Below are 23,471 nucleotides of genomic sequence, written 5' to 3'. Positions count from 1 at the left end.
GGCTACGAAACATTCCGTCAGCGGCGCTCCCATGAACGGGGATCGTGCCGAAATCACGGTGCCACATCGGTCTGTCACTCCTACTGTCGGCCGCGATGCGGCTGTGTTATGTTCATCGCGTGATCGAAGACGACCACCCCGTGTCATTACTCGAGGTCCGGGGCCTCGCCAAGAGTTTCGGGAGCGCGAAGGCGCTCACAGGAGTCGATCTTGACGTGCGTGCGGGCGAGGTCCATTGCGTCCTCGGCCAGAACGGTGCCGGCAAGTCGACTCTGATCAAGACCCTCTCGGGCGCGCACCAGCCCGATGCAGGCGAGATCCGCTGGAACGGAGAGTCGGTCACCATCGCCGACCCCGTCGCGGCGCTCGAGCTCGGCATCGCCACGATGTATCAAGAGCTCGACGTCGTCGATGGGCTGACCATCGCGGAGAACATCTTCCTTGGCCACGAGCTCGCGCGCGGTGGTGTGATGAACCGCCGCGAGGCGGCGCAGCGCACGCGCGAGCTCATGAAGAGACTCGGCCACCCCGACCTGTCACCCTCGCGCGAGGTCGGCACGCTGTCACCGGCCAATCAGCAACTGGTCTCGATGGCGCGCGCGCTGTCGCACGACATCAAGCTGATGGTCATGGACGAGCCCAGCGCCGTGCTCGACTCCGGCGAGGTCGACAACCTCTTCCGGGTCATCAAGGAGCTCACGAACCAGGGCATCGCGGTGATCTACATCTCCCACCGGCTGGAGGAGATCGACCGCATCGGCGATCGCATCTCGGTGCTCAAGGACGGCGCAAGCCAGGCGTCCAACCTGCCGGTCAAGGGCACCTCCACCCGCGAGCTGATCTCGCTCATGACCGGCACCGACATGGAGCACGCCTTCCCCGAGCACGTGCCGGTGCCCGACGACGCACCCGTGGTGCTCGAGGTCGAGGGGTTGTCGCTCGGCAAGCACTTCTCCGACGTCAGCCTCTCGGTGCGCGCCGGCGAGATCGTCGGCCTGGCAGGCCTCGTGGGGTCGGGACGCTCGGAGATTCTCGAGACCATCTACGGTCACCGCAAGGCCACGGCGGGCACGGTGCGCGTCAATGGCAAGGAGCTCAAGCCGGGCGCGGTGACCCACGCGGTGGGATCGCAGATGGGACTCTCACCTGAGGAGCGCAAGAGCCAGGGGCTGCTCCTGGAGGAGCCCATCTATCGGAATGCGACGCTGTCGACGTTCGCACGGTTCGCCAAGGGCTGGCTGCTCGACGAGCCCGCCGAGCGCCGCGCGACCGAGGAGCAGATGAAGGCGCTCGAACTCCGCCCAGCGGAGCCCGACCGCATCACGCGCACGCTCTCGGGAGGAAACCAGCAGAAGGTGATGCTGGCGCGCTGGCTCATCCACGGCACCAAGGTCCTGCTGCTCGACGAGCCCACGCGTGGCGTCGACGTCGGCGCCCGTATGGAGATCTACCGCTTGATCCGGCGACTCGCCTCCGAAGGGACCGCCATCCTCATCGTCTCCTCTGAGATCGACGAGGTTCTGGGTCTCGCCGACCGCGTGAACGTCATCGCTGACGGACGCGTGCTCGACGAACGCCCCGCACACGACATCGACGAGCACGGAGTGCTCGACCTCATCATGAAGGGAAGTGCCGCGTGAGCGAGCCGACCTCCTCCCCCGCCACGAGCGCCGACTCCACCCGCGCATCGGCCGTGGGAAAGACGAACCCCATGAAGCAGTTCTTCGCGAGCCCGGCCGGGCGCAGCATCGGCCTCGTGATCGCGCTGCTGCTGCTGGTCGCCGTGGGCGCCATCACCGCCGGCGAGAACTTCATGAACATCGACAACTTCTTCGTCATCGTGCGGTACGCCTCGGTCATCGGCGTCATCGCGATCGGCATGACGTTCGTCATCACTGCGGGGGGCATCGACCTGTCGGTCGGGTCGGTACTCGGACTCGCGTCCGTGGTCGCGTCGGTCGGCGCGGTCCAGACCGCGGCCGAGGGCTTCTGGCCGCTGATGGTGTTCGTCTCGATCGCGGTCGGTGTGCTCGCCGGCCTCACCAACGGCCTGATCATCGCCTACGGCAAGGTCGTGGCGTTCATCGCGACGCTCGCCATGCTCGTCGGTGCACGCGGACTCGCAGAACTGATCTCGGGACGTTCCACGCAAGTGGTGAACAACGACGGCTTCCTGGACTTCTTCCGTGCCGAGCTGCTCGGCATCGACTGGGTCGTGTGGATCTTCGTGCTCGTGTCGATTGCCGGCTGGTTCCTGTTCAACCGCACCACGTTCGGACGCCGGACTGTCGCCATCGGCGGCAACGCCACCGCGGCTCGACTCGCCGGCGTCAACGTGAAGCGCCACACCGTGTACCTGTACATGATCGCCGGAGCCTGCGCCGGGATCGCGGCCACCATGCTCCTGTCGCGCACCACGGCCGGAACCTCCACGCACGGGCAGCTGCTCGAGCTGGACGTGATCGCCGCGGTGGTCGTCGGCGGCACGCTGCTGATCGGCGGCCGCGGCACCATCGGCGGCACCGTGCTGGGCGTCATGCTGTTCGCGGTGCTCGTCAACGTCTTCACGCAGAACAACCTGTCCAGCTCGTGGCAGCTGGTCGCCAAGGGCGTCATCATCGTGGTGGCGGTGATGCTGCAGCAGCGGCTCGCGAATCGGGAGGCCTCCTCCTCGGGTTGACCGGCGCACTGCCACGGACGACGGCCGCCGCCCCTTCGGGGGTCGGCGGCCGTCGCTGTTCCTGGACGGCGCATGCGCGGCACGTCCGGGACGGCCGATGCGCGCGCTAGTGTCGCGAGCCCCGCTCCGGTTCGGTCGTGTCGTCACCGTCGAGCGGGTGGGGCACGGCGGGGTGCTCGAAGGCGACCGGCGCATCGGTCGACGCGGGCACCTCCAGGATCTCCGCCTGGGGGTCGACGTCCTCGATGGGCGCCGCGAACTGCGCCTCGTACAGTTGCGCGTACGCGCCGTCCGCCGCGATGAGCTCGTCGTGGGTGCCCTGCTCGACGATGTCTCCGTCCTTCATCACAAGGATCACGTCGGCGTCGCGGATCGTCGAGAGCCGATGCGCGATCACGAAGCTGGTGCGGTCCTTGCGGAGCTCGGCCATGGCGTGCTGCACGAGCAGCTCCGTGCGCGTGTCCACGGAGCTCGTGGCCTCGTCAAGGATCAGCACGCTGGGCTGTGCCACGAAGGCGCGCGCGATCGTGATGAGCTGCCGCTCCCCGGCCGAGACGTTCGTGGCGTCGTCGTCGAGGACGGTGTCGTAGCCGTCGGGCAGGGAGTGCACGAACCGGTCCACGTACGCGGCCGTCGCGGCAGCGTGGATGTCCTCCTCGGAGGCGCCGGGACGGCCGTAGGCGATGTTGTCCCGGATGGTGCCGCCGAACAGCCACGCGTCCTGCAGGACCATGCCCGTCCGGGACCGCAGATCGTCGCGGGTCATGTGAGCGATGTCCGTGCCGTCAAGCGTGATCCGCCCCCCGTCGAGCTCGTAGAACCGCATGATGAGGTTCACCAGCGTGGTCTTGCCCGCGCCGGTGGGGCCCACGATCGCAATGGTCTTGCCGGGGTCGGCCGTGAGCGACAGCCCGGTGATGAGGGGCGAGTCCTGGTCATAGCTGAAGCGCACATCGTGGAACTCCAGTCGGCCGCGGAACCGCTCGGGGGTCTCCGCTGGATCGCGATCCGGCGACTGGTCCTCCGCGTCGAGGAACTCGAAGACGCGCTCGGCGGAGGCAGTCCCGGACTGCAGCAGGTTGACCATCGACCCCAACTGGCTGAGCGGCTGCTGGAACTGCCGCGAGTACTGGATGAAGGCCTGGATGTCGCCGAGCGGGAGCGAGCCGTTCGCGACCATGATGCCGCCCAGCACCGCGATGGCGACGTAGACGAGGTTTCCCACGAACATGGTCGCCGGCATGATGATCCCCGAGATGAACTGTGCGCCGAAGCTGGCCTCGTACAGCTCGTCGTTCTTGCGGTCGAACTCCGCCTGCGTCTCGCGCTGGCGGCCGAACACCTTGACGAGCGCGTGTCCCGTGTAGGTCTCCTCGATCTGACCATTGAGCTCACCGGTGTGACGCCACTGATCCGCGAAGCGCGACTGCGAGCGCTTGGCGACCTGCGTCACGATCACCACCGTGAGCGGGATCGACACCAGCGCCACGAGTGCCAGCTGCGGCGAGATCACGATCATCATGGTGACCACGCCCAGCACGGTCAGCAGCGACGTGAACATCTGGCTGAGGGTCTGCTGCAGGGTCTGCGACACGTTGTCGATGTCGTTGGTGACGCGGCTGAGCAGGTCGCCACGCTGATGGTGGTCGAAATAGCGCAGCGGCAGACGGTGGATCTTCTCTTCGACCTCCGTGCGCATGCGCAGCACCGTCCGCTGGGTCACGCCGTTGAGGATCCAGCCCTGGACCAGCGCGAGCACGGACGACACCGCGTAGATGGCCACGACGGCGATCAGCACGCGATGAAGGCGGTCGAAGTCGACGCCTTCGCCGGTGATGAATCCCTCGTAGATGACCGTCGTGGCCTCACCCAGGATCTTGGGCCCGACCACGGAGAGCGCCACCGAGCCCGCCCCCAGCAGCACCACGAGTGCAACGAGGGCACGCTCGGGCCTCAGCCGTCCAGCGAGTCGCTTCAACGAGCCCGTGAAGTCAGAGGCCTTCTCCGCAGGAAGCTGCGGGCCACCCATCGGTCCGCCGTGAGGCCGGGGCCGGGGCCGGGGCCGGGGCGGTGCCGTCCTGCTCTCGGCGCTCATGACGCGTCCTCCGCTCGCAGCTGCGTGCTCACGATCTCCTGGTAGGTCTCCGACGTCGCGAGGAGTTCGGCGTGAGTGCCACGCGCCACGACCTCCCCGTCGTCGAGGACCAGGATCTGGTCCGCCCCGACGATGCTCGAGACGCGCTGCGCGACCACGATGACGGTCGCATCAGCCGCCGCCTCGGAGAGAGCTCCGCGCAGGCGCGCATCGGTCGCGGTGTCGAGCGCGCTGAACGAGTCGTCGAAGATCAGCACCTGCGGTTCGCGCACGAGGGCGCGGGCGATGGCGAGGCGTTGACGCTGCCCGCCCGAGACCGTCGTACCCCCCCTGGCCCATGGACGTCTCGAGGCCGCCGGGCATCGCGCTCACGAAGTCGTCGCCCTGGGACACGCGCAGGGCCTCCCAGATCTCGTCCTCGGTGGCATCGCGGCGGCCGTAGCGCAGGTTCGACCCCACGGTCCCCGAGAACAGGTAGGGCCGCTGGGGGACGAGCCCCATGTGCGACCACAGCGCCTCGAGCTCGATGTCACGGACGTCGACGCCGCCCACCCGCACCGTGCCGGACGTGGCGTCGTAGAGGCGCGGAATCAGATTGATCAGCGTCGACTTGCCTGCTCCGGTGGAGCCCACGATGGCCGTCGTGGTGCCGGGTCTCGCCGTGAAGGTCACGTGGTGGAGGACCGGCTCCTCCGCCCCCGGGTAGGCGAAGGTGACGTCGTCGAACTCCACCGTGCCCGCATCGGCGATGTCGCGGACGCCGTTGACTGGCGGGGTCACGGTGGTGCGAGTATCGAGCACCTCGCCGATGCGGTCCGCCGACACTGCGGCGCGCGGCACCATCACGAACATGAAGGTCGCCATCATGACGGCCATGAGGATCTGGATCAGATAGGTCAGGAAGGCGGTGAGCGCGCCGACCTGCATCTCGCCATTGTCGACGCGCTCGGCGCCGAACCACAGCACGGCCACCGACGAAAGGTTGAGGATCAGGGTCACGATCGGGAACATGGCGGCCATGAGGCGGCCCGCCTTGAGCGCCGACTCCGTGACGTTCTCGTTCGCCTGGCCGAACCGCGCGCGCTCGGCACCCTCCCGGACGAATGCTCGGACCACGCGGATCCCGGTGAGTTGCTCCCGCAGCACGCGGTTGATGGCATCGATGCGCGTCTGCATGCGCCTGAAGTGCGGCACCATGCGCCAGATGACGAGGGTCACGGCGATGAGGAGCAGCGGCACCGCGACCACGAGGATCGAGGACAGCGCCACATCCTGCTGCACCGCCATCAGCACGCCGCCGATCGCCATGAACGGCGCACTCACCAGCAGCGTGCAGCTCATCAGCACCAGCATCTGCACCTGCTGCACGTCGTTGGTGTTGCGCGTGATGAGGCTGGGCGCACCGAAGTGCTGGACCTCGCTCTCGGAGAATGTGCCGACGCGGTGGAAGATGCGGGCACGCACGTCTCGGCCCACCGCCATCGCCAGCTTGGCGGCGAAGTAGATCGCGACGACCGCGCAGATGATCTGCACGAACGACAGGCCGAGCATCACCGCGCCGATGCGCCAGATGTACGCCACGTTGCCCGTCGCGATGCCGTTGTCGATGAGGTCGGCGTTCAGGGCCGGCAGGTAGAGGTTCGCCACGGACTGGGCGAGCTGGAAGACGACGACCGCCACCAGCAGACGCCAGTATGGCCTGACAGACGTGACGAGCAGGGACCAGAGCAAAGCATCACTCGCTTTCGGCGGCGATGCCGCGCAGGATGAAGTCGGCCAGAGTGGCAGGGTCGATGTCCACTTCGCGAAGGAACGGCATCGAGGCGCCGAAGACGAGGACCCGGATGAGGTCGATCGCCGTGTCGACCGGCACACGCAGACGGTTGCGGTCGGGCTCCAGCAGGACGCCGACCACCTCGGTGGCCTCCCCCAGCATGGGGCGATGGCGTGCGTGGTCGCCCGCGCGGTGGCGGGCGTGATCGCGCGGACCGAGCGCGCCCATGACTGCGGCGGCGCGGCTGACGCGAGCATGCAGAATGGTCACGATGTGGTCGAGCTTGACCGGCAGCGGCTCGCCAGGGTCGATGCGGCTGAGCGCCTCAAGCGCCTCCGCGGGGTCCATGACGCGCGCGATCGCGGCATCGATCAGTTCGGTCTTGTCCGCGAAGGCGCGAAAGACGGTGCCCTCGGCGATGCCTGCGGCATCCGCGATCTGACGCGTGGTGACCTCGGCACCGTGCTCGAGGATGAGCGGAATGGCGGCGTCCACGATCATCGCGCGTCGCTCATCGGGTGCCATGGGGCGGGCGCGACCAGACCGGGGGATTGCGGCATTGGTCGACGGTGCGGTCACGCGAGCACTCTAAGTGAGTGAGCACTCACTCCGCAACCTGATGCTGACAGCAGGCGCGCCTCAATCCTCCTGCCACGCCACCGCCTCACGTCGCGCGAGCAGGAGGCCCGCAGCGATCGCCACCGCCGTGCCCAGCGCCGTGAGCCACACGCGCGACAGCCCCGCCGCCCACGCGGTCTCGACACCACCCGCGCTCACGAGCGCGACCACGGAGAACGCCATGAACGCGATGAACTCGCTCTGCCTGCCCGCGAAGGCGAGAGCGACGCTGATGAGCAGCGCGGCTCCGCCAGCGACGAGCAGAGCCGTCAGCGGCAGCAGCGTCGCCGCCACGGCACCCCCGGCCGCTCCCGCCACCGTGCCGACGATGCGTGCGCGGGCGCGGGGCATCGTCTCGTGCGACTGCGGCGCCAGCACCATCGCGAGCGCGATCACGATCCACAGCCCATGCGGCATCTCGAGAGCGATCACGGTTGCGGTCGTGAGCCCCGACAGGAGGGCGAGCACCGCCAGGTACGCGACGATGAGGGAACGTGACAGCGGTGTCGCCGTGACCGTCGGGATCGGAAGCGTCCGCAGTGCTGCCGCGCACGCGAGCACACCGAAGAAGACCCCGGCGACGGCGGCGGCGGGCTCGATGCCATCGGCTCCCATGGCCAGGCCCGCGATCACCACGGGCACGATGGCCACCACCGGTCCATACCGCAATGCGATCGGAGCGACGCCGAGGACGGACACGGCCACGAGCACCCCCACCGCCAGCGCAGATCCCGTCCACACCGCACCCGTGCCACCGCCGGCGAGCACGACGCTGAACCACCACAGGTGCGACCAGGTGGGCCGGCGCAGCGCCAACGCGATCACCGACACCGCACCGAGCACACTCGCCATCGCCGCCCCTCGGCCTCCGAGCCACCAGGCACCGGCGCCGATCACCAGCACGACGCCGACCACCATCGTCGCGAGAGCCAGTGCGCGGCGCGGCGGCACCCATCGGCGCGCACCGCGCACGTCAGTCACCATCGGCCCGACGCACGAAGGTCACCGAACTGTGGTCGTCCGCGAGGGGAGCAAAGCCGACCCTCGGGTAGAAGGCCTGCGCGGCCGCGTTCTCCTTGGGGGCGACCAGGTGCACACCCGGCGCCCCGGCGCGCGCGAGGTGCTCCACCATCGTCTCGATGAGCGCACGGCCCGCTCCCCTGCCCTGCGCCTCGGGGAGCAGGTCGATGTGCAGGTGAGCCGGATACTCAGCGACTGCGTCGGTGAGCATCCGCTCAGGGTCGATCGCGGAGGGAAGGAGCCAACGATCCGCCTCGGTCTGGACCTCGCGCGGGGGGCGCGAAGGCCACCACTGATCGACGAACCACCGCTGGAAGGCGCGAGTATCGGTGGTCCCGACCACGTACCCGATGGCACCCTCGCCCTCGTCCCACACCAGCGCCACGCAGTCTGGGCCGTGCAGGTAAGGGATGGCATACACATCCGCGATCGCTCGGTCGTCACCGAACACGCCGGTGGCGTCGTGACCATGGTCGCCCGTCAGCAGACAGATGCGCGCGATAGCCGCCTCGTCGCTGGGCAGCGCCCGTCGGATCCCCATGCCGAGACCTTATCGGCCGCACGACTCGCGACGCCTAGAGCCGCTCCACCATCGCTCCAGGCACGCGCTCCACCGTGTGGACGCAACGCCAGGACTCGTCGCCGATGCCCTCTGCCCACGAGAGCGGGCCGGTGGACAGGCCGTGGGACGCCAGGTCCGTACCGAGCACCAGCACCGACGGCCCGGCCCCGGACACGACGGCGGCGATGCCCTGCGCACGCAGATGCGCGATCATGGCCGCTGCGGCCGCCATCACCTCGGCGCGATAGCCCTGGTGAAGACGGTCCTCGGTGGCGGGGAACAGATCCTCCGGGCGCCCCGCGAGCGCGTTCACCAGCAGCGCGGCGCGGCCGGCGTTGAAGGCGGCGTCCGCATGCGGGACCTGAGCGGGCAAGACGGAACGGGCCTGCGTCGTGGGCAGCACCGATCGCGGAATCAGCACCGCAGTCTCGATCTCGTCCGCCATGACGAGCGGCCGGGCGTGTGCGCCTTCCGAGTCCTGCCACGCGACGGTGGCGCCGCCCAGGATGGCGGGTGCAGCGTTGTCGGGGTGTCCTTCGAAACGGGTCGCGAGCTCGAGAGCCACCTCGGCCGACAGCGCGTCCGGCTCGGCGATCAGGCCGCGCGCGGCCCAGATGCCCGCCACGACCGCTGCCGCAGAGGACCCCAGCCCACGCCCGTGCGGAATGCGGTTCGTCGCACGGATGGCGAGCCCCACCTGCGACGCGCCCACGTGGTCGAGCGCCTCGCGCAGCGCGCGCACCACCAGGTGAGTGTCGTCCCGAGGCAGCGAATCGGCACCCTCGCCCTCGATCTCGATGCCGACGTCTGAGGCCGCGACGGCGCGCACGTCAAGTTCGTCCGCGACACCCAGGGCGAGTCCGAGCGCGTCGAAGCCCGGTCCGAGGTTGCCTGCGGTGGCGGGCACCTGCACCCGCACGCGATCAGCGACGAGCCTCATGCCTACAGCCCCAGCGCCTGCGCGGCGGCCTCGACGTCCACGGGGATGACGACTGGTTCGACCTCGTGGCCCGCGAGCGCGGTCGCCGTGTCCTTGAGTCCATTGCCGGTCACGGTGCACGTGATGGTCGCTCCGCGCGGCACCTCCCCCTTGGCGCCGGCAGCGAGAAGTCCCGCGATCGGGGCGGCCGATGCGGGTTCGACGAAGACTCCCACGTCGGCGGCCAGGCGCTGCTGGGCGGCAAGGATCTCGGTGTCGGAGACGGCGCGAATCCACCCGCCGGAGTCGTCGCGCGCGGCGATCGCCAGGTCCCACGAGGCGGGCTTGCCGATGCGGATCGCGGTCGCGACCGTCTCGGGGTCCTTGATGGGGTGCCCCGCCACGAACGGCGCGGCGCCCTCGGCCTGCACTCCCCAGATGCGGGGAGTGCGAGTCGCGGGGCCCGACTCCGCGTACTCGCGGAAGCCCATCCAGTACGCGGAGATGTTGCCGGCGTTGCCGACCGGCAGCATGTGAATGTCCGGGGCGTCACCCAACTGGTCGACGATCTCGAACGCCGCCGTCTTCTGGCCCTGGAGGCGGAAGGGGTTGACGGAGTTCACCAGGGCGACGGGGTACTCCTCGCTGAGGGCCCGCACGATGTCGAGGCACTCGTCGAAGTTGCCATCCACCTGCACCAGGCGCGCGCCGTGCACGATGGCCTGGGCCATCTTGCCTGCCGCGATCTTGCCCTGCGGGATCATCACCACGCAGGTGAGCCCGGCGTGCGCGGCGTACGCGGCGGCCGATGCGGAGGTGTTGCCCGTCGAGGCGCACACCACGGTGTGGTCCCCGCTCTTGACCACCTGGGTCATCGCGGCGGTCATGCCGCGGTCCTTGAAGGAGCCGGTGGGGTTCATCCCCTCGACCTTGACGAAGACCTCGGCGCCCACCTCGGAGGAGATCGACCGGGCATGCACCAGCGGTGTCCCTCCCTCGCCCAGGGTCACCACCTGATCGGACTCGTCGAACGGCAGCCGGTCCCGGTACTCGCGAATGATGCCGCGCCACACGTGTGCCACTACAGCTCTCCCTCGATACGCAGCACCGACCACACCTCGTTGACGGCGTCGGTCGCACGCAGGTCCTCGACGGTCGCGCTCAGCGCCGACTCCTGGGCCCGGTGGGTGGACAGGATCAGCCCAGCGTGCCCTTTGCCCGGCATCTGCCGCACGGACTCGATGCCCACGCCGTGCGAAGCGAAGATGGTCGCGACGGCGGCGAGCACGCCGGGGCGGTCGGGCACGCTCATGCGCACCGCATACCGGGTCATCGCGGCGGACATCGGCAGCACGTCGAGCAGCGCGTAGTTGGACTCGCGCGGCCCCTTGCCTCCGCCCGCCTTGTGGCGCGCGACGGAGACGACGTCACCGAGCACGGCCGATGCGGTGGGCACCCCGCCGGCGCCCTGTCCGTAGAACATCAGCTCGCCGGCGGCCTCGGCCTCGACGAACACGGCGTTGAAGGCCCCGCGCACGCCGGCCAGCGGGTGCTCGCGGGGCAACAGCGTGGGGTGGACGCGAACCGAGACGCCCTCGTCGGTCTGCTCGGCGACGGCCAGCAGCTTGATGACCCGGCCGGTCTCCGTGGCGGCGGCGATGTCGTCCGCGGTGACCTCCGTGATGCCCTCGCAGTAGACGTCGTCGATGCCGACCCGCTGGTGGAAGGCCAGCGAGGCAAGGATCGCGGCTTTCGCTGCGGCGTCGTGGCCGCCCACATCGGCGGTGGGGTCCGCCTCCGCATAGCCCAGGCGCTGCGCCTCCGCCACGACGTCGTCGTAGTCGAGTCCCTTGGACGTCATCTCGTCGAGCACATAGTTGGTGGTGCCGTTGACGACTCCCAGGATGCGGGTCACGCGGTCGCCGGCGAGGGATTCGCGTACGGGACGCACGATCGGGATGGCGCCGGCGACGGCGGCCTCGTAGTAGAGGTCGGCCCCCGCCGCATCGGCCGCCTCGTACAGCTCGGCCCCGCCCTGCGCGAGCAGGGCCTTGTTGGCGGTGACGACCGCCGACCCGCGCTCGAGGGCACGGAGGATGAGGGTGCGCGCCGGCTCGATGCCACCCATGACCTCGACGACGACGTCAGAAGAGTCCACAAGCGCCTCGGCATCGGAGGTGAGCGCATCCACAGGGACCGCCGGTTCACGGGGTGTGCTCGTGTCGCGCACGTAGATTCCCGCCAGCTCCACCGGAGCGCCGACGCGCGCAGCGAGGTCACCCGCCTGCTCGAGCAGCAGTCGCACCACTTGGGTGCCGACGGTGCCGCATCCGAGCACGGCGATCTTCACGGGAGCGGAGGTGGGAGACACGGCCACAACTCTATCGGAGGGGCACGCGCTCACGAACGTCCGCGCATCGGGCGGGGGGTCAGTCATGATGGGGCCATGACCGCGAGCCCTCAGACCCGCGTGCGCGCCCGCGTGGGCGAGGAGCTGCGGCTGGTGTGGCGTTTCGTCGTCACACAGCTCCAGAGCCTCGTGTTCGCGATCCTGCTGTTCGCGGCGATGGCGTTCACGGACGTGGTCGTGCTGCCGATCGCGAGGTACGACGCGCTGCTGATCGCGGGGCTCGCCATCACGGTGGGCCTGTGGTGGTCCGGCTACGAGACCGCCCGCGAGGTCGGTGTGATCGCCGCCTTCCATCTGCTGGGGCTCGGGCTCGAGATCTTCAAGGTCGCGCAGGGCTCTTGGACGTACCCCGACGCGGGCGTCACGATGATCGCCGGCGTGCCGCTGTACTCGGGCTTCATGTACGCCGCTGTGGGCTCGTACCTGTGCCAAGCGTGGCGGCGCTTCGATCTGCGCATCACGGGCTACCGCAGCGTGCCCATGGCGATCCTCGCGGTCGCCGCGTATCTGAACTTCTTCACCCATCATTGGATCTGGGACCTGAGGTGGGCGACCGCTGCCGCGTTCCTCGCCGCGATGTGGGGCACGTCCGTGCACTACTCGATCGGGGATCGTCGTCTGCGCATGCCGCTCGCGATCGCGTTCGTGCTGATCGGCTTCTTCCTCTGGGGCGCGGAGAACATGGGGACGTTCCTGGGCGCATGGCAGTACCCGGATCAGGCAGACCTATGGCAGGCAGTGCACATGGGCAAGCTGGGATCGTGGGCGCTGCTGGTGACGCTGAGCTTCGTCATCATCGCGACCCTCAAGCAGTACGAGGGGACCTTCTACGGCCATCCTGGCGATGGTCCCACGGTCCGGCAAAGGGACGATCCGGGCGGCGCGGACAGCTGACGTAGGGTCGACATCATGAATGAACGCCCCGCACGAGTCGTCATGGTCTGCACCGGAAACATCTGCCGCTCCCCCGCGATGCACTACTTCGCACAGAACGAATGGGGTGACGCGGCAGAGGTCACCAGTGCCGGCATCCACGCAGAGATCGGGATGGATGTCCCGACACCGATGCGCATGTCAGCACGCAGGCATGGGCTGGACATCCCCCGCCATCGCCCCACCCAGCTCGACCACCGCATCATCGAGAACGCGGACTTGGTGCTCGTCGCCACCCAGCAGCATGCGACGTGGATCGAGGAGGAGTGGAACGGCGTGCCGGCGCACTCCTTCGGTATCAAGGAGGCCCACGAACTCACCGAGCGGGCGGAGCCGCCCATGGGCGCCTCGCCTCGGGAGCGGCTCATGAACACCGCAGCCGCGCTGCACACGGCCCGCAAGGAGCAGGCCGCACCGCTGAGAAGCCTCGACGATCCGTGGTCGCTCGACCAGGAGACCTACGACCGGGTCATGGACGAGATCGCGGAGTCGCTGGTGGCGATCACCGCGTGGGCGAGGCTGGCCGACGGCTGACCGCTCGGTTCGGCGGCGCCACCGCCTTCACGGGTGAGGCACGAATGCCCGGGGCCTGTCGGCACCCGGGCATTCGCAACGGTGAGGGCGGATCAGATGCCAGGCCGTTGCACGCGGCCCGCAGCGCCGACGATTCCGGCCCGTGCGGGGTCGCTCGCATCGCCCAGGCCGTCGTCGACGCCCTCGTGGTCCTCGCGGGTGGTGCGGTCCGGCTCATCGGACTCAGGGACGTCGTCGAAGGGCGTATGACCCGTGGCCTCACGCTCCTTCTCCACCTCGTCAGCGAGGTGCTGCAGATCTTCAGTGCCCTCGTCGGCGAACTTCGCCATGATGGTCTCCCTCCGTCCACTGCAGGCACCGCTCTGGTGCCCTGGACCGGACGACGGTGAGGCCGCCCGCTCACCTCGGGCAACGCCGGCGGCGTTCTCAGACCTTTCACAGGTGCCGCAGAAGCGGTGCCTCGCAGGTGCGTCGGTCTACTTCTGGTCGTCGAGCCGGGGATCGAGCGGGGTGTCCACGTCGGGCTCGAGATGGTCCTCTCGAGTCTCGGCAGCACCCTCGGATCCGGCGTCGTCGCTCGGCAGGTCGGTCCCGCCCCCTGTGCGCTCGCGCTCGGCCTCGACATCGTCGGCGATGCTCTGCAGGGTCTCGGTACCCTCGCGGAACTCTTCCTTGCTCTGGTCGGTGGGGTCTGGCATGGTGTCTCTCCCTCCGTCATTGGACGGCACTTTGCCGTCCAGTGGGGAGAACAATTCCTTCCCTTGGGCGCTTCCATGCCTCGCACGATCGGCGTTCTAGCAGTGGAGACGGGACCGCGCGTCAGTCGGAGAGCCGCGCCGCGGCCGTGTCCTCCAGCAGCAACGCGAGGCCGCGCAGCCGGGCCGCCACCTGGGCGCCAAGCTCGGTCAACTCGTAGTCCACCCGCGGCGGCGATTGCGGGTGAGCGGTCCGCGCGACCATGCCGCCACCCTCGAGCGTCTTGAGCGCCTGGGAGAGCATCTTCTCGCTCACCCCTTCGACGCGCCGTCGGAGCTCACCGAACCGCCGGGGCCCCTCGTCGAGAGCGAGCAGCACGAGCGACGCCCACTTGCCGGTGACGTCCTCGAAGAGGGCGCGCGAGGTGCACTCACGCGCGAAGACGCTGACCACGAGCGTCGGGTCAGGACCGTTGTCTGCCACTGCTCCAGACTAGCCTCGACCACTCTCGATGAGGCACTGCGGAATGGATAGTGCTTTCTTGTGGTTAGCGTCGATGCTCACCTCATCGATCCAAGCAGAAGGACACGACTCATGACTACTTTCGCCGTCACCGGGACCAGCGGACACCTGGGCCGCCTCATTGTCGAGAGCCTGCTCGCGCGTGGCGTCCCCGCCGCCGACATCGTCGCCATCGCCCGCACCACCGCCAAGGTGAAGGACCTCGCGGAGCGCGGCGTCCAGGTCCGGTTCGGCGACTATGAGGACGCTGCGTCACTCGACGCCGCCCTCGACGGGGTGACACGACTCGTGCTGGTCTCGTCCTCCGAGGTAGGCAAGCGCAGCGCCCAGCACGCCGCGGTGATCGGCGCCGCAGAGCGTGCCGGGGTCTCGCGCATCGTCTACACCTCGATCCTGAAGGCGGACACGTCGACCCTCGGCCTCGCACCCGAACACGTCGAGACAGAGACGGCGCTGGACGCCTCGGCCATCCCGGCGACCGTCCTGCGCAACTCCTGGTACCTCGAGAACTACACCGGGCAGATCGGCCAGTACTTGGCCTCGGGCACCATCCTCGGCGCGACCGGCGGTGCACCGCTCACGGCGGGCACGCGGTCGGACTTCGCCGATGCTGCGGCCGTCGCCGCGATCCAGGACGAGGAGGGCGTCACGTACGAGATCGGCGGCGTCACCTTCACGTTCGACGAGCTGGCGAGCACGGTGACCGCCGTCACCGGCACCACCGTCACTCACCGCGACGTCAGCGTCGACGAGCTGTCGTCGACCCTGCAGGAGGCCGCAGGCATGGATCCAGGCACGGCGGGCTTCTGGGCGTCCGTGGACGCGTCGATCGCGAAGGGAGACCTCTTCACCGAGTCGACCGACCTCGAGCGCCTGATCGGACGCGCGCCTGCCTCGCTCGAGTCCGCAGTGCGCGCCGCGCTCTGACCGAAGGCCCCCTCGCGTCCGCCCGTCGCTGCTCGCGGCGGGCGGGCGCGCCTCACTCGGGGGCGACGTCCAGTGCCAGGAGGTCGTCGATGGTGTCGCGGCGCACGAGCACGCGAGACCGGCCGTCGCGGACCGCCACGACGGCGGGCCGCAGCGCGGCGTTGTAGTTCGACGCCATGGAGCGCCCGTATGCGCCGGTCGCGGGCACGGCCAGGAGGTCGCCCCGAGCCACATCGTTCGGAAGCTGCACGTCGCGCACCACGATGTCTCCCGACTCGCAATGCTTGCCCACCACGCGCGAGGCGACGCGGTCCGCCACCGACACGCGTGACGCGATCGCGGCCGTGTAGTGCGCGCCGTACGTCACCGGACGCATGTTGTCGCTCATCCCGCCATCGACCGCGACGTAGGCACGACGACCGCCGTCGTCGAGGTCCACCGACTTCACCACGCCCACGCGGTACAGGGTGAGGCCAGCCGGTCCGGCGATGGCGCGCCCCGGCTCGATGCTTAAGCGCGGCCACGTGCCGCCGACCGTCTCCATGACCGCAGCCACCGCATCGGCGATCGCGTAGGCGGCCTCTGCGGGATCCAGCGCCTCCGCGTCCTCGGTGTACTGGATCGCGTAGCCGCCGCCGAGATCGACCTCGGGCAGCTCGGCGCCGGTCGAGGCCGTGAACGCACCGCGAAGGCCGAGCATCCGCTCCGCCGACTCGCGAAACGCCTCGATCGACATGATCTGGCTGCCGATGTGCGTGTGGATGCCCGACAGGCTCAGGTGGGGAGCCTCGTGGCACGCACGGAGCGCGCGCAGCGCGGCACCCGACGCGAGCGACAGCCCGAACTTCTGGTCCTCGTGAGCCGTCGCGATGTACTCGTGGCCGCCCGCGTGCACACCGGTCGTGACGCGCACCATCACGGGAGCCACGACTCCAAGCTCGCGCGCGAGGGCGTCGAGGATCTCGATCTCGGTGAACGAGTCGACGATGATCCGGCCCACGCCCGCGATGAGCGCACGCCTCAGTTCGTCATCCGCCTTGTTGTTGCCGTGCAGGCCGATGCGCTCGGCGGGCATGCCGCCCCGCAGTGCGATCTCCAGCTCGCCGAGGGACGCCACGTCGAGGTGCAGCCCCTCGTCGTGCATCCACGCCGAGACCTGCGAGCACAGGAAGGCCTTGCCGGCGTAGTAGACGTCGACCTCAGCGCCGTGACGGGCAAATGCCGCTCCGAAGTGGTCCCGGAAGGCCGATGCGCGGGCGCGGAAGTCAGTCTCGTCCACCACGTACAGCGGCGTGCCGTGCTCGCCGACGAGTTCGCGCACGTCGACGCCGCCGACGGCCAGCGCTCCGTCCTCACCGCGCTGAACGGTGCTCGACCACACCGACACGGCTACATCCGCTCCGGCGCGGACACGCCGAGCAGGTGCAGGCCGTTCGCCAGCACCTGCCGCGTAGCGTCGTTGAGCCACAGGCGGGTGCGGTGCAGGTCGGTGATCTCCTCGTCGCCCTGAGGCGTCACACGGGTGCGGTCGTACCAGCCGTGATACACCGAGGCCACCTCCTCGAGATAGCGCGCCACCCGGTGCTGCTCGCGGTGCTGCGCGGCCATGGTGACCACGCGCGGGAACTCACCGAGGACGCCCAGCAGCTTGGCCTCCCACTCGTGCTCCAGGAGCGAGGCGTCGAAGCCGTCCTCGCGACGGATGCCGTACTCGGCCGCGTTGCGGGACACGCCCGAAGTGCGCGCGTGTGCGTACTGGACGTAGAACACGGGGTTGGCGTTGGACTGCGAGGCCAGCAGGTCGAGGTCGATGTCGATCGACTGGTCGGCGCTGGAGCGCGCGAGCGCGTAGCGGGCGGCGTCCACGCCGACGGCCTCCACGAGATCCTCCATGGTCACGACATTTCCCGCGCGCTTGGACATCCGCACCGGCTCGCCGTCCTTCACCAGGTTGACCATCTGCCCGATGATGACCTCGACGATCTCGGGGGCGTAGCCGAGCGCCGCCGCGCCCGCCTTGAGCCGCGCGATGTATCCGTGATGGTCGGCGCCGAGCAGGTACACGCACAGGTCCGCCCCGCGCTCGGCCTTGTCGCGAATGTACGCGATGTCGCCGGCGATGTACGCCGCATGTCCGTCCGACTTGATGACCACGCGGTCCTTCTCGTCGCCGTACTCGGAGCTGCGCAGCCACCACGCACCGTCCGATTCGTACAGCGCGCCGGAGGCCTTGAGCTCCGCGAGCGCACGCTCGACCTTGCCCGAATGGTGCAGCGAGTCCTCATGGAAGTACACGTCGAACTCGACGCCGAAGTCGTGCAACGACTGCTTGATCTCGCCGAACATCAGCGTCACCCCGCGGTCGCGGAAGAACTCGAGTGCCTGCTCGCGCGGCATCTCGAGCGGGTCCTTGTCCCCCGCCGCCATCGCCTCGACCATCACCTGATCCGCGATGTCCTGGATGTACTGGCCGCTGTAACCGTCCTCGGGTGCGGGCTCGCCAGACACCACTGCGAACAGTGAGGCGGCGAATCTGTCGATCTGGCTGCCGTGATCGTTGAAGTAGTACTCGCGCACCACCTGCGCGCCGTGGAACTCGAGCAGGCGTGCGATCGAGTCGCCGACTGCGGCCCAGCGGGTGCCGCCCAGGTGAATCGGCCCAGTGGGGTTCGCCGAGACGAACTCGACGTTGACCGTCTTGCCGGTCAGGGACTCACCGCGCCCGTAGTCCGCGCCGTACTCGACGATCCCGCGCGCCAGCTCGCCTGCGGCGGAGGCCGCCAGGCGAATGTTGAGGAAGCCCGGGCCGGCGACCTCCGCGCTGTCGATGCCTTCCAGCTCTCCGAGCCGCTCGGCGAGGGTCTGCGCGAAATCGCGCGGGCTCGTTCCCGCGCGCTTGGCGAGCTGCATCGCGACGTTGGTCGACCAGTCGCCGTGCTCGCGCTGGCGGGGTCGTTCCACGCGCACGTCCTCTGGCACGTCGAACGGCGACAACTGGAAGTCGCTGTCGTCGATGCCCTGAAGCAGGGCGGCACGGATCGTCTGGGAGAGCTCGTCAGGGGTCACTTCTCGAGTGTATCGGCGCGACAGCGCCCGGGCGCGCGGCCGATGCGAGGCGCACCGGGCCGCTCGCGGCGTCACCCGAGCGAGGCCTGCACTCGCTTGGGCAGTCCTTGCCTGACCAAGGCGTAGGCGGTCTCCAGCGCCTCGATCGCCACGTCGCGCGGCAGCGCGGGATCGTCCACCTCGATCGAGATCCACCGCCGCTTGTCCGCGTAGTACCCGGGAGTCACGGCCTCGAACTGCGCCACGAGCGCCGCATTGACGTCCGGATCACCCTTCACGGTGACGATGCGCGCGCCGCTGGGATGCACACCGAAGCGCCCAAAGTGCTTGCCTCCCACCTGAAAGGTCTGCGACCCCCACGCGGCGTACGGCACCACCTGGGATCCCGGCAGTCGCGCCAGCACCTCCAGCATCCACTGGTCGACGGTGGGCAGGTCGGAGGGCTCGCTCATGCCGGCCACGCTAGGCGCCCCCTCTGACACACGCGCGTCAGGACGCCGATGCCGCCTCGGCAGGCAGCGCGGTGCGCACTCCGCGCTCGAGGAGCGTGATGGTGTCGAGCTGCCCCGCTTCCTCGAACCAGGCGACGAGGTCGGCGCGCGGCTGTGCGAAGTGAGCCCAGTCGTCGATGTGCACGGGGCACACAGCCGCGTCAGGCCACAGTCCGGCGATCTGGGCCACTCGCTCGGCATCGAGAGTCAGCAGCATGTCCCCCAGCCGCTCGACCCGCGCCCCACCCGCGAAGACGAACGCGACGCTGACGTCCGGGAAACGCTCGGCCACTCGGGCGACCTTCTTCACCGAGGAGTTGTCTCCCGAGATGTACACCGTGGGCCAGCCCTCGGCCTCGAGGACGAACCCGGTGACTTGGCCAGTGAGGTGCTTGATGACGCTTGGACCGTGACGGGCCGGCACTGCGGTGATCGTCACCGGCGACGCACCACCGGGGATGATGGCCTGATCCCAGCGCCGCATGCCCTGAGCGCGGCCGATGCGCGTCCCGCCTGAGGGCGTGGTGAGCACGTGCGGCACGAGGTCCAGCACGGTGCGTCCTGAGACGTCGAGGTTGTCCTCGTGCTCATCGTGCGAGAGCAGCACCACATCGATGTGCCCAATGTCGCCGTGAGAGAGCGCCGGCCCCTCGAGCTTGGTGAGGTTGCCCACCTGACCGGGAGGGTCGAAGGTCGGGTCGGTGAGGAAGGTCAGTCCCGCGTACTCGAGGACTACGGTGGGGCCGCCGACGAGCGTGGCCTGGGGGGTGCCGGTCATGGAGACAAGTCAAGCACCTCGACGGCCTCGACTTCGCACTGCACCGGGAACGACTCCGCACATGCGCCCGTCCATACGCGCAGCCGATCTCCTGCCGTGATGTCGCTCGCCGCCGATGCGGCCCCGACCACCGTCACCCCGTCGTGCAGCACGAACACCGTGCCGTCGAAGTACTCGTATCCGGCGTCGTGCGCGAAGCTCACCCGGACGGCGCTCTCCTCCAGGCCGACCGACGCTGCCGTACCCACCGCATCGGCCTCGCGCTCCGGCGTCGAGCCGGACCCGCACGCGGACAGCACGCCACCGCACGCCACGACCGCCACCACCAAGGCGGCGCTGCGCCTCATCACGACAGCGCCCCGGCGAAGACGTAGGCCGCGCACGCGACACCGAGCACGAGCACGCTCGCCGACATCGCCGCGAGCGCCAGGCCCGGGCGCGGAGCGGTGCCGTCGGTGACCAACTGCGCATGCGCCGTGCGATACCGCGCCGAGGCGACCACGTACGCAACGCCGCCCAGCGCGACGCCCGCAAGAGCGAGCACGATGACCGCCACCCCCGCGTCGGCCATCACCTTGATGCCCATGAGCGAGGCGACCGCGAAGGACAGCGCGGTGCGGCGCCACGCGAGCAGCGTGCGCTCAGCCTGGAGACCCTCGTCGAAGGGACCGCGCTCGCTCACCAGAGCAGACCCACCGCGACCATCACGACGCCGACGATCATGCCCACCGTCAGCACGGGTGCGACGGAGGGACCGCGAAGCGGAGTACGCAATCGCATCGCCTTCTCTGTGCGGAACCACCCCAGCAGCCCCTCGACGGCGGCAAGGATGCCCAGCACGACGAACAGCGCGGCGGCCCACATGCGCAGGTCCGCGTCGATGGGCACATCGAGCGCCTCGAGAGCGACCCCGGCGGCGAAGAACGCGAGCGCGGTGCGCGTCCACGCGAGATACGTGCGCTCGTTCGCGAGACTGAACCGCGGGTCCGGCTCGTCACCGACGCTGTAGACACGGCGGGGAAAGCGCTGGGACATGTCGGGTGCGGCCATGGTTCCAGACTATGCCGGGTCCCCCGCCGGGGAGGGTGGCACGACCACGTGCTTCGCCGGGCGGACTCAGCGGGCACCGGTCCTGCTGGTAACCTTGATCCTCGCGGGTTGATCCCGTCTTGCCCTCGTAGCTCAGCGGATAGAGCACCGGTTTCCGGTACCGAAGGTCGCAGGTTCGATTCCTGTCGAGGGCGCGTCGCATGCTCGCGACACAGAAGCCGGAGGGCACGCTGAAAGGCGTGGGTCCCTCCGGCTTCGTCGCGTCTAGTCCTTGCGACCCGGCGGCAGGAGCCACACGATGGCGACGCCCGCCACCACCTCGGCTGCGGCGAACGTGCGGGTGTTGCGTGCGTTGCCGACAAAGGGCTTCAGCGCCCGCTGCCACCACGCCGGTCCGGACTCCCACCGCGCGATGTGCTGATCGGGCTGCAACAGCCCGATCACGCCGTCGCCGATGAGACCGATCCCGACCGTCTCGCCGACTCTCACTGCAATCTTGCGACCCATGATGTCCTCCCGACGTCGTAGGGGTCAGTCCCCGAGGACGACCGCCAGTGCGGCCATCTCATCCTCGGTCAGATCGATCTCCGCCGCACCGGCGGAGTCGAGGATCGAGCTCGGCCGCGATGCCCCGGGAATGGGAATCACGACGTCGGAGAGCGCAAGCTCCCACGCGAGCACCGCCTGCTGCGGGGAGATGCCCCGCGCATCGGCGACCTCCTGGAAGGGCACGTGCTCGGTGCCCACATCCCCCGCGCGACCGATGCCGCCAAGAGGGCTCCACGGGAGGAACGCGATGCCGAGTTCAGCACACAGCTCGAGCTCCGGGTAACTCGACACGAACCGCGGCGAGAACTGGTTCTGCACGCTCACGAGCCGGCCACCCAGCACCTCGTGAGCCTCGCGGATCTGCGCCGTGTCGGCGTTGGAGATGCCCGCCATCTGGATCACGCCCTCGTCGAGCAGTTCGGCGAAGGCCCCCACGGAGTCCGCGAACGGCACGCGAGGGTCCGGGCGGTGGAACTGATGCAGGCCGATCGCCTCGACGCCGAGCCGCTGGGCGGAGGCCTTGGCGGCGGACTTCAGGTAGTCGGGGTCGCCGTTCTGATGCCACGTGCCGTCGCCGGGGCGGAGCGAGCCCGACTTGGTGGCGACGAGCACCTGGGACGTGTCGGCCGGACCCGAGTACACCATCAGGGCGCGCGCGATGAGCGCCTCGTTGTGCCCGGTCTCGCCGGGATTGAGATGGTAGGCGTCCGCGGTGTCGATGAGAGTGACGCCGGCGTCCAGCGCCGCGTGGATCGTTGCGATCGCCCTCGCCTCGTCAGGCCGTCCCTCGATCGACATGGGCATGCCGCCCAGGCCGATCGCGCCGACGGTACGGTCTCCGAGCTTGCGCTGCTCCATGCGTCTCCCTATGTCTGAAGGTCCTGGTCCACAATCGAACGTAGCGGCTGTGGCGGACAACGCAACTCACGCGTGCGTGCTTCCCCACCGTCGCGCTATGCGGCCGCTCCTGCGGGCTCGACTTCGAGGGACCCCACCACCGCACGCTGCGCGTCGACGGCACCGTCCTCGACGGGAACGGCGCACTGCGCGAGCGCATCGTCCTCGAGCAGCCACACGATCACCATCGTGCCCACGCCGCTGTCGACGAAGGACTCCGCCCGCGCCTCCCACGCCGCGACTGCGTCATCGGACAGGTCACCCAGAGGCGTCGGCACGTCCGCCTGTTCCTCCACGACGGCGTAGTGCTCGCGCCACTCAGTGGGGTCGTAGATCTCGCCAGAGACGATCGCGGGGCCGCCAGTGTCGGCGTACTCCGCCTCACATGCGGCGATCACGGCGGCTTCGGTCTCGTCGGGCCCTCCACCGAGCGCGAAGGAGACGACCGCGACAGCCACGACCACAGCGGCCACTGCCGCGGCCGCCGCCAGGGGAACCCAGGTGCGTGGGCGATCGTCGGGCTCGTGTGACATCCCGCCAGCCTACGATGGCGCCATGACAGCCGTGCAGGACCTCACCCGCGTGCCGCGGCTTGGGCTCGCTCTCGGAGGCGGCGGAGCCCTCGGGGCAGCGCACGTGGGGGTGCTGCAGGTGCTCCGCGAACGCGGCATCGCACCCAGCATCGTCGCAGGGACCTCAGCCGGAGCGGTCGTGGGTGCCGCCTACGCCGTGGGGCTCGATCCGTACGCCCTCGAGGACCACGTCGTGAATGCCTCGTGGAGCACGTTCGGCACCTTCACCCCTAGGCCCGGACTGGGCCTGCTGACCGCCGATGCGCTCCGTGAGACGGTGCGGACAGTCGCCGGGGATGCGGCGATCGAGGACCTGCCAGTGACCTACGGGGCCGTCGCCACCGATGCAGAGACTCGCACCGTGACGGTTCTCAGGAA

The 23,471-nt window shown here is 69.3% G+C and carries 26 protein-coding genes, 1 tRNA gene and 1 pseudogene; 7 read left to right on the top strand and 21 right to left on the bottom strand.

What is annotated here, in order from left to right:
* The first annotated feature begins 119 nt into the window (after window positions 1-119).
* Window positions 120-1,640, top strand: coding sequence for a sugar ABC transporter ATP-binding protein (locus AOP72_RS02890; protein WP_238581589.1), 1,521 nt, complete (start codon window positions 120-122; stop codon window positions 1,638-1,640).
* Entirely contained in the window at window positions 1,637-2,680 is a 1,044-nt protein-coding gene (locus tag AOP72_RS02885) for an ABC transporter permease (protein ID WP_062132115.1), read from the top strand. The genes AOP72_RS02890 and AOP72_RS02885 overlap by 4 nt, the downstream gene beginning before the upstream one ends.
* Before the next feature lie 106 nt (window positions 2,681-2,786).
* Here the strand turns inward: AOP72_RS02885 and AOP72_RS02880 are convergent, their stop codons facing one another.
* From AOP72_RS02880 to AOP72_RS02845, 8 genes and pseudogenes are all read right to left on the bottom strand, one after another.
* A complete protein-coding gene (locus tag AOP72_RS02880) occupies window positions 2,787-4,775 on the bottom strand; it encodes an ABC transporter ATP-binding protein (RefSeq protein ID WP_084631189.1) in 1,989 nt (662 codons plus the stop codon).
* Window positions 4,772-6,506, bottom strand: a pseudogene (locus tag AOP72_RS02875) (ABC transporter ATP-binding protein). The gene AOP72_RS02880 and the pseudogene AOP72_RS02875 overlap by 4 nt, the downstream one beginning before the upstream one ends.
* 4 nt (window positions 6,507-6,510) lie before the next feature.
* Complete coding sequence (locus AOP72_RS02870) at window positions 6,511-7,128, bottom strand: TetR/AcrR family transcriptional regulator (protein WP_152650228.1); 618 nt, start codon at window positions 7,126-7,128, stop codon at window positions 6,511-6,513.
* A 60-nt stretch (window positions 7,129-7,188) separates the two neighbouring features.
* On the bottom strand, window positions 7,189-8,139 hold the full coding sequence (locus tag AOP72_RS02865) for an FUSC family protein (protein ID WP_193746340.1): 951 nt from the start codon (window positions 8,137-8,139) through the stop codon (window positions 7,189-7,191).
* Between the two features lies 1 nt (window position 8,140).
* Window positions 8,141-8,728, bottom strand: a complete 588-nt coding sequence (locus tag AOP72_RS02860; protein ID WP_062132107.1) for a GNAT family N-acetyltransferase — start codon at window positions 8,726-8,728, stop codon at window positions 8,141-8,143.
* A 34-nt stretch (window positions 8,729-8,762) separates the two neighbouring features.
* Entirely contained in the window at window positions 8,763-9,689 is a 927-nt protein-coding gene (thrB, locus tag AOP72_RS02855) for a homoserine kinase (protein ID WP_062132104.1), read from the bottom strand.
* A gap of 2 nt (window positions 9,690-9,691) precedes the next feature.
* Window positions 9,692-10,750 carry a threonine synthase gene (gene thrC, locus AOP72_RS02850; RefSeq protein ID WP_062132101.1) on the bottom strand — a complete coding sequence of 353 codons (1,059 nt, stop codon included), beginning with the start codon at window positions 10,748-10,750 and terminating at the stop codon, window positions 9,692-9,694.
* Window positions 10,750-12,045, bottom strand: coding sequence for a homoserine dehydrogenase (locus tag AOP72_RS02845; protein ID WP_062132098.1), 1,296 nt, complete (start codon window positions 12,043-12,045; stop codon window positions 10,750-10,752). Before AOP72_RS02845 ends, thrC begins: the two co-directional genes overlap by 1 nt.
* Before the next feature lie 69 nt (window positions 12,046-12,114).
* On the opposite strand from AOP72_RS02845, the gene AOP72_RS02840 reads away from it, so the two are divergent.
* Entirely contained in the window at window positions 12,115-12,972 is an 858-nt protein-coding gene (locus AOP72_RS02840; RefSeq protein WP_152650227.1) for a DUF817 domain-containing protein, read from the top strand.
* A gap of 15 nt (window positions 12,973-12,987) precedes the next feature.
* On the top strand, window positions 12,988-13,545 hold the full coding sequence (locus AOP72_RS02835; protein ID WP_084631183.1) for an arsenate-mycothiol transferase ArsC: 558 nt from the start codon (window positions 12,988-12,990) through the stop codon (window positions 13,543-13,545).
* A 92-nt stretch (window positions 13,546-13,637) separates the two neighbouring features.
* On the opposite strand, the gene AOP72_RS02830 is transcribed toward AOP72_RS02835, so the two are convergent.
* The 3 genes from AOP72_RS02830 to AOP72_RS02820 all read right to left on the bottom strand — a co-directional run bounded on the left by AOP72_RS02830 (window position 13,638) and on the right by AOP72_RS02820 (window position 14,724).
* Complete coding sequence (locus AOP72_RS02830) at window positions 13,638-13,874, bottom strand: hypothetical protein (protein WP_062132093.1); 237 nt, start codon at window positions 13,872-13,874, stop codon at window positions 13,638-13,640.
* Window positions 13,875-14,021: 147 nt separating this feature from the next.
* Window positions 14,022-14,243 (bottom strand): hypothetical protein, encoded by a 222-nt coding sequence (locus AOP72_RS02825; protein WP_062132091.1) that lies wholly within the window; start codon window positions 14,241-14,243, stop codon window positions 14,022-14,024.
* A gap of 121 nt (window positions 14,244-14,364) precedes the next feature.
* Window positions 14,365-14,724, bottom strand: coding sequence for a winged helix-turn-helix transcriptional regulator (locus AOP72_RS02820; RefSeq protein ID WP_062132088.1), 360 nt, complete (start codon window positions 14,722-14,724; stop codon window positions 14,365-14,367).
* A gap of 111 nt (window positions 14,725-14,835) precedes the next feature.
* On the opposite strand from AOP72_RS02820, the gene AOP72_RS02815 reads away from it, so the two are divergent.
* Window positions 14,836-15,690, top strand: a complete 855-nt coding sequence (locus tag AOP72_RS02815; RefSeq protein WP_062132085.1) for an NmrA family NAD(P)-binding protein — start codon at window positions 14,836-14,838, stop codon at window positions 15,688-15,690.
* 52 nt (window positions 15,691-15,742) lie between these two features.
* Here the strand turns inward: AOP72_RS02815 and lysA are convergent, their stop codons facing one another.
* The 7 genes from lysA to AOP72_RS02780 all read right to left on the bottom strand — a co-directional run bounded on the left by lysA (window position 15,743) and on the right by AOP72_RS02780 (window position 21,075).
* Window positions 15,743-17,077, bottom strand: a complete 1,335-nt coding sequence (gene lysA / locus AOP72_RS02810; protein ID WP_062132082.1) for a diaminopimelate decarboxylase — start codon at window positions 17,075-17,077, stop codon at window positions 15,743-15,745.
* A 2-nt stretch (window positions 17,078-17,079) separates the two neighbouring features.
* Window positions 17,080-18,756 (bottom strand): arginine--tRNA ligase, encoded by a 1,677-nt coding sequence (gene argS, locus AOP72_RS02805; RefSeq protein ID WP_062132079.1) that lies wholly within the window; start codon window positions 18,754-18,756, stop codon window positions 17,080-17,082.
* Between the two features lie 71 nt (window positions 18,757-18,827).
* Entirely contained in the window at window positions 18,828-19,208 is a 381-nt protein-coding gene (locus AOP72_RS02800) for an MmcQ/YjbR family DNA-binding protein (protein WP_062132076.1), read from the bottom strand.
* A 37-nt stretch (window positions 19,209-19,245) separates the two neighbouring features.
* Window positions 19,246-20,025 carry an MBL fold metallo-hydrolase gene (locus AOP72_RS02795; protein WP_062132072.1) on the bottom strand — a complete coding sequence of 260 codons (780 nt, stop codon included), beginning with the start codon at window positions 20,023-20,025 and terminating at the stop codon, window positions 19,246-19,248.
* Window positions 20,022-20,375 (bottom strand): DUF3221 domain-containing protein, encoded by a 354-nt coding sequence (locus AOP72_RS02790; protein ID WP_152650226.1) that lies wholly within the window; start codon window positions 20,373-20,375, stop codon window positions 20,022-20,024. The genes AOP72_RS02795 and AOP72_RS02790 overlap by 4 nt, the downstream gene beginning before the upstream one ends.
* Window positions 20,372-20,707, bottom strand: coding sequence for a DUF202 domain-containing protein (locus AOP72_RS02785; RefSeq protein WP_062132066.1), 336 nt, complete (start codon window positions 20,705-20,707; stop codon window positions 20,372-20,374). The genes AOP72_RS02790 and AOP72_RS02785 overlap by 4 nt, the downstream gene beginning before the upstream one ends.
* Complete coding sequence (locus tag AOP72_RS02780) at window positions 20,704-21,075, bottom strand: YidH family protein (RefSeq protein ID WP_238581588.1); 372 nt, start codon at window positions 21,073-21,075, stop codon at window positions 20,704-20,706. The genes AOP72_RS02785 and AOP72_RS02780 overlap by 4 nt, the downstream gene beginning before the upstream one ends.
* A gap of 121 nt (window positions 21,076-21,196) precedes the next feature.
* Between AOP72_RS02780 and AOP72_RS02775 the strand changes: the two genes are divergently transcribed.
* A tRNA-Arg gene (locus tag AOP72_RS02775) sits at window positions 21,197-21,269 on the top strand.
* Window positions 21,270-21,339: 70 nt separating this feature from the next.
* Here AOP72_RS02775 and AOP72_RS02770 read toward each other — a convergent pair.
* From AOP72_RS02770 to AOP72_RS02760, 3 genes are all read right to left on the bottom strand, one after another.
* The gene (locus tag AOP72_RS02770) at window positions 21,340-21,582 is read right to left on the bottom strand and encodes a hypothetical protein (RefSeq protein WP_062132064.1); all 243 of its coding nucleotides are present in this window, start codon (window positions 21,580-21,582) and stop codon (window positions 21,340-21,342) included.
* A gap of 24 nt (window positions 21,583-21,606) precedes the next feature.
* Window positions 21,607-22,482 carry an aldo/keto reductase gene (locus tag AOP72_RS02765; RefSeq protein ID WP_062132062.1) on the bottom strand — a complete coding sequence of 292 codons (876 nt, stop codon included), beginning with the start codon at window positions 22,480-22,482 and terminating at the stop codon, window positions 21,607-21,609.
* Between the two features lie 95 nt (window positions 22,483-22,577).
* The gene (locus AOP72_RS02760; protein ID WP_062132060.1) at window positions 22,578-23,054 is read right to left on the bottom strand and encodes a hypothetical protein; all 477 of its coding nucleotides are present in this window, start codon (window positions 23,052-23,054) and stop codon (window positions 22,578-22,580) included.
* 22 nt (window positions 23,055-23,076) lie between these two features.
* Here AOP72_RS02760 and AOP72_RS02755 point away from each other — a divergent pair.
* Window positions 23,077-23,471, top strand: a 395-nt coding sequence (locus AOP72_RS02755; protein WP_193746339.1) for a patatin-like phospholipase family protein, incomplete at its 3' end; no start/stop codon positions are given.

This window comes from Demequina aestuarii (assembly GCF_000975095.1).
Lineage (GTDB): Bacteria > Actinomycetota > Actinomycetes > Actinomycetales > Demequinaceae > Demequina > Demequina aestuarii.
Note: the sequence above shows the minus strand (reverse complement) of the source record. Positions and strands in the feature narration are given on the sequence as shown.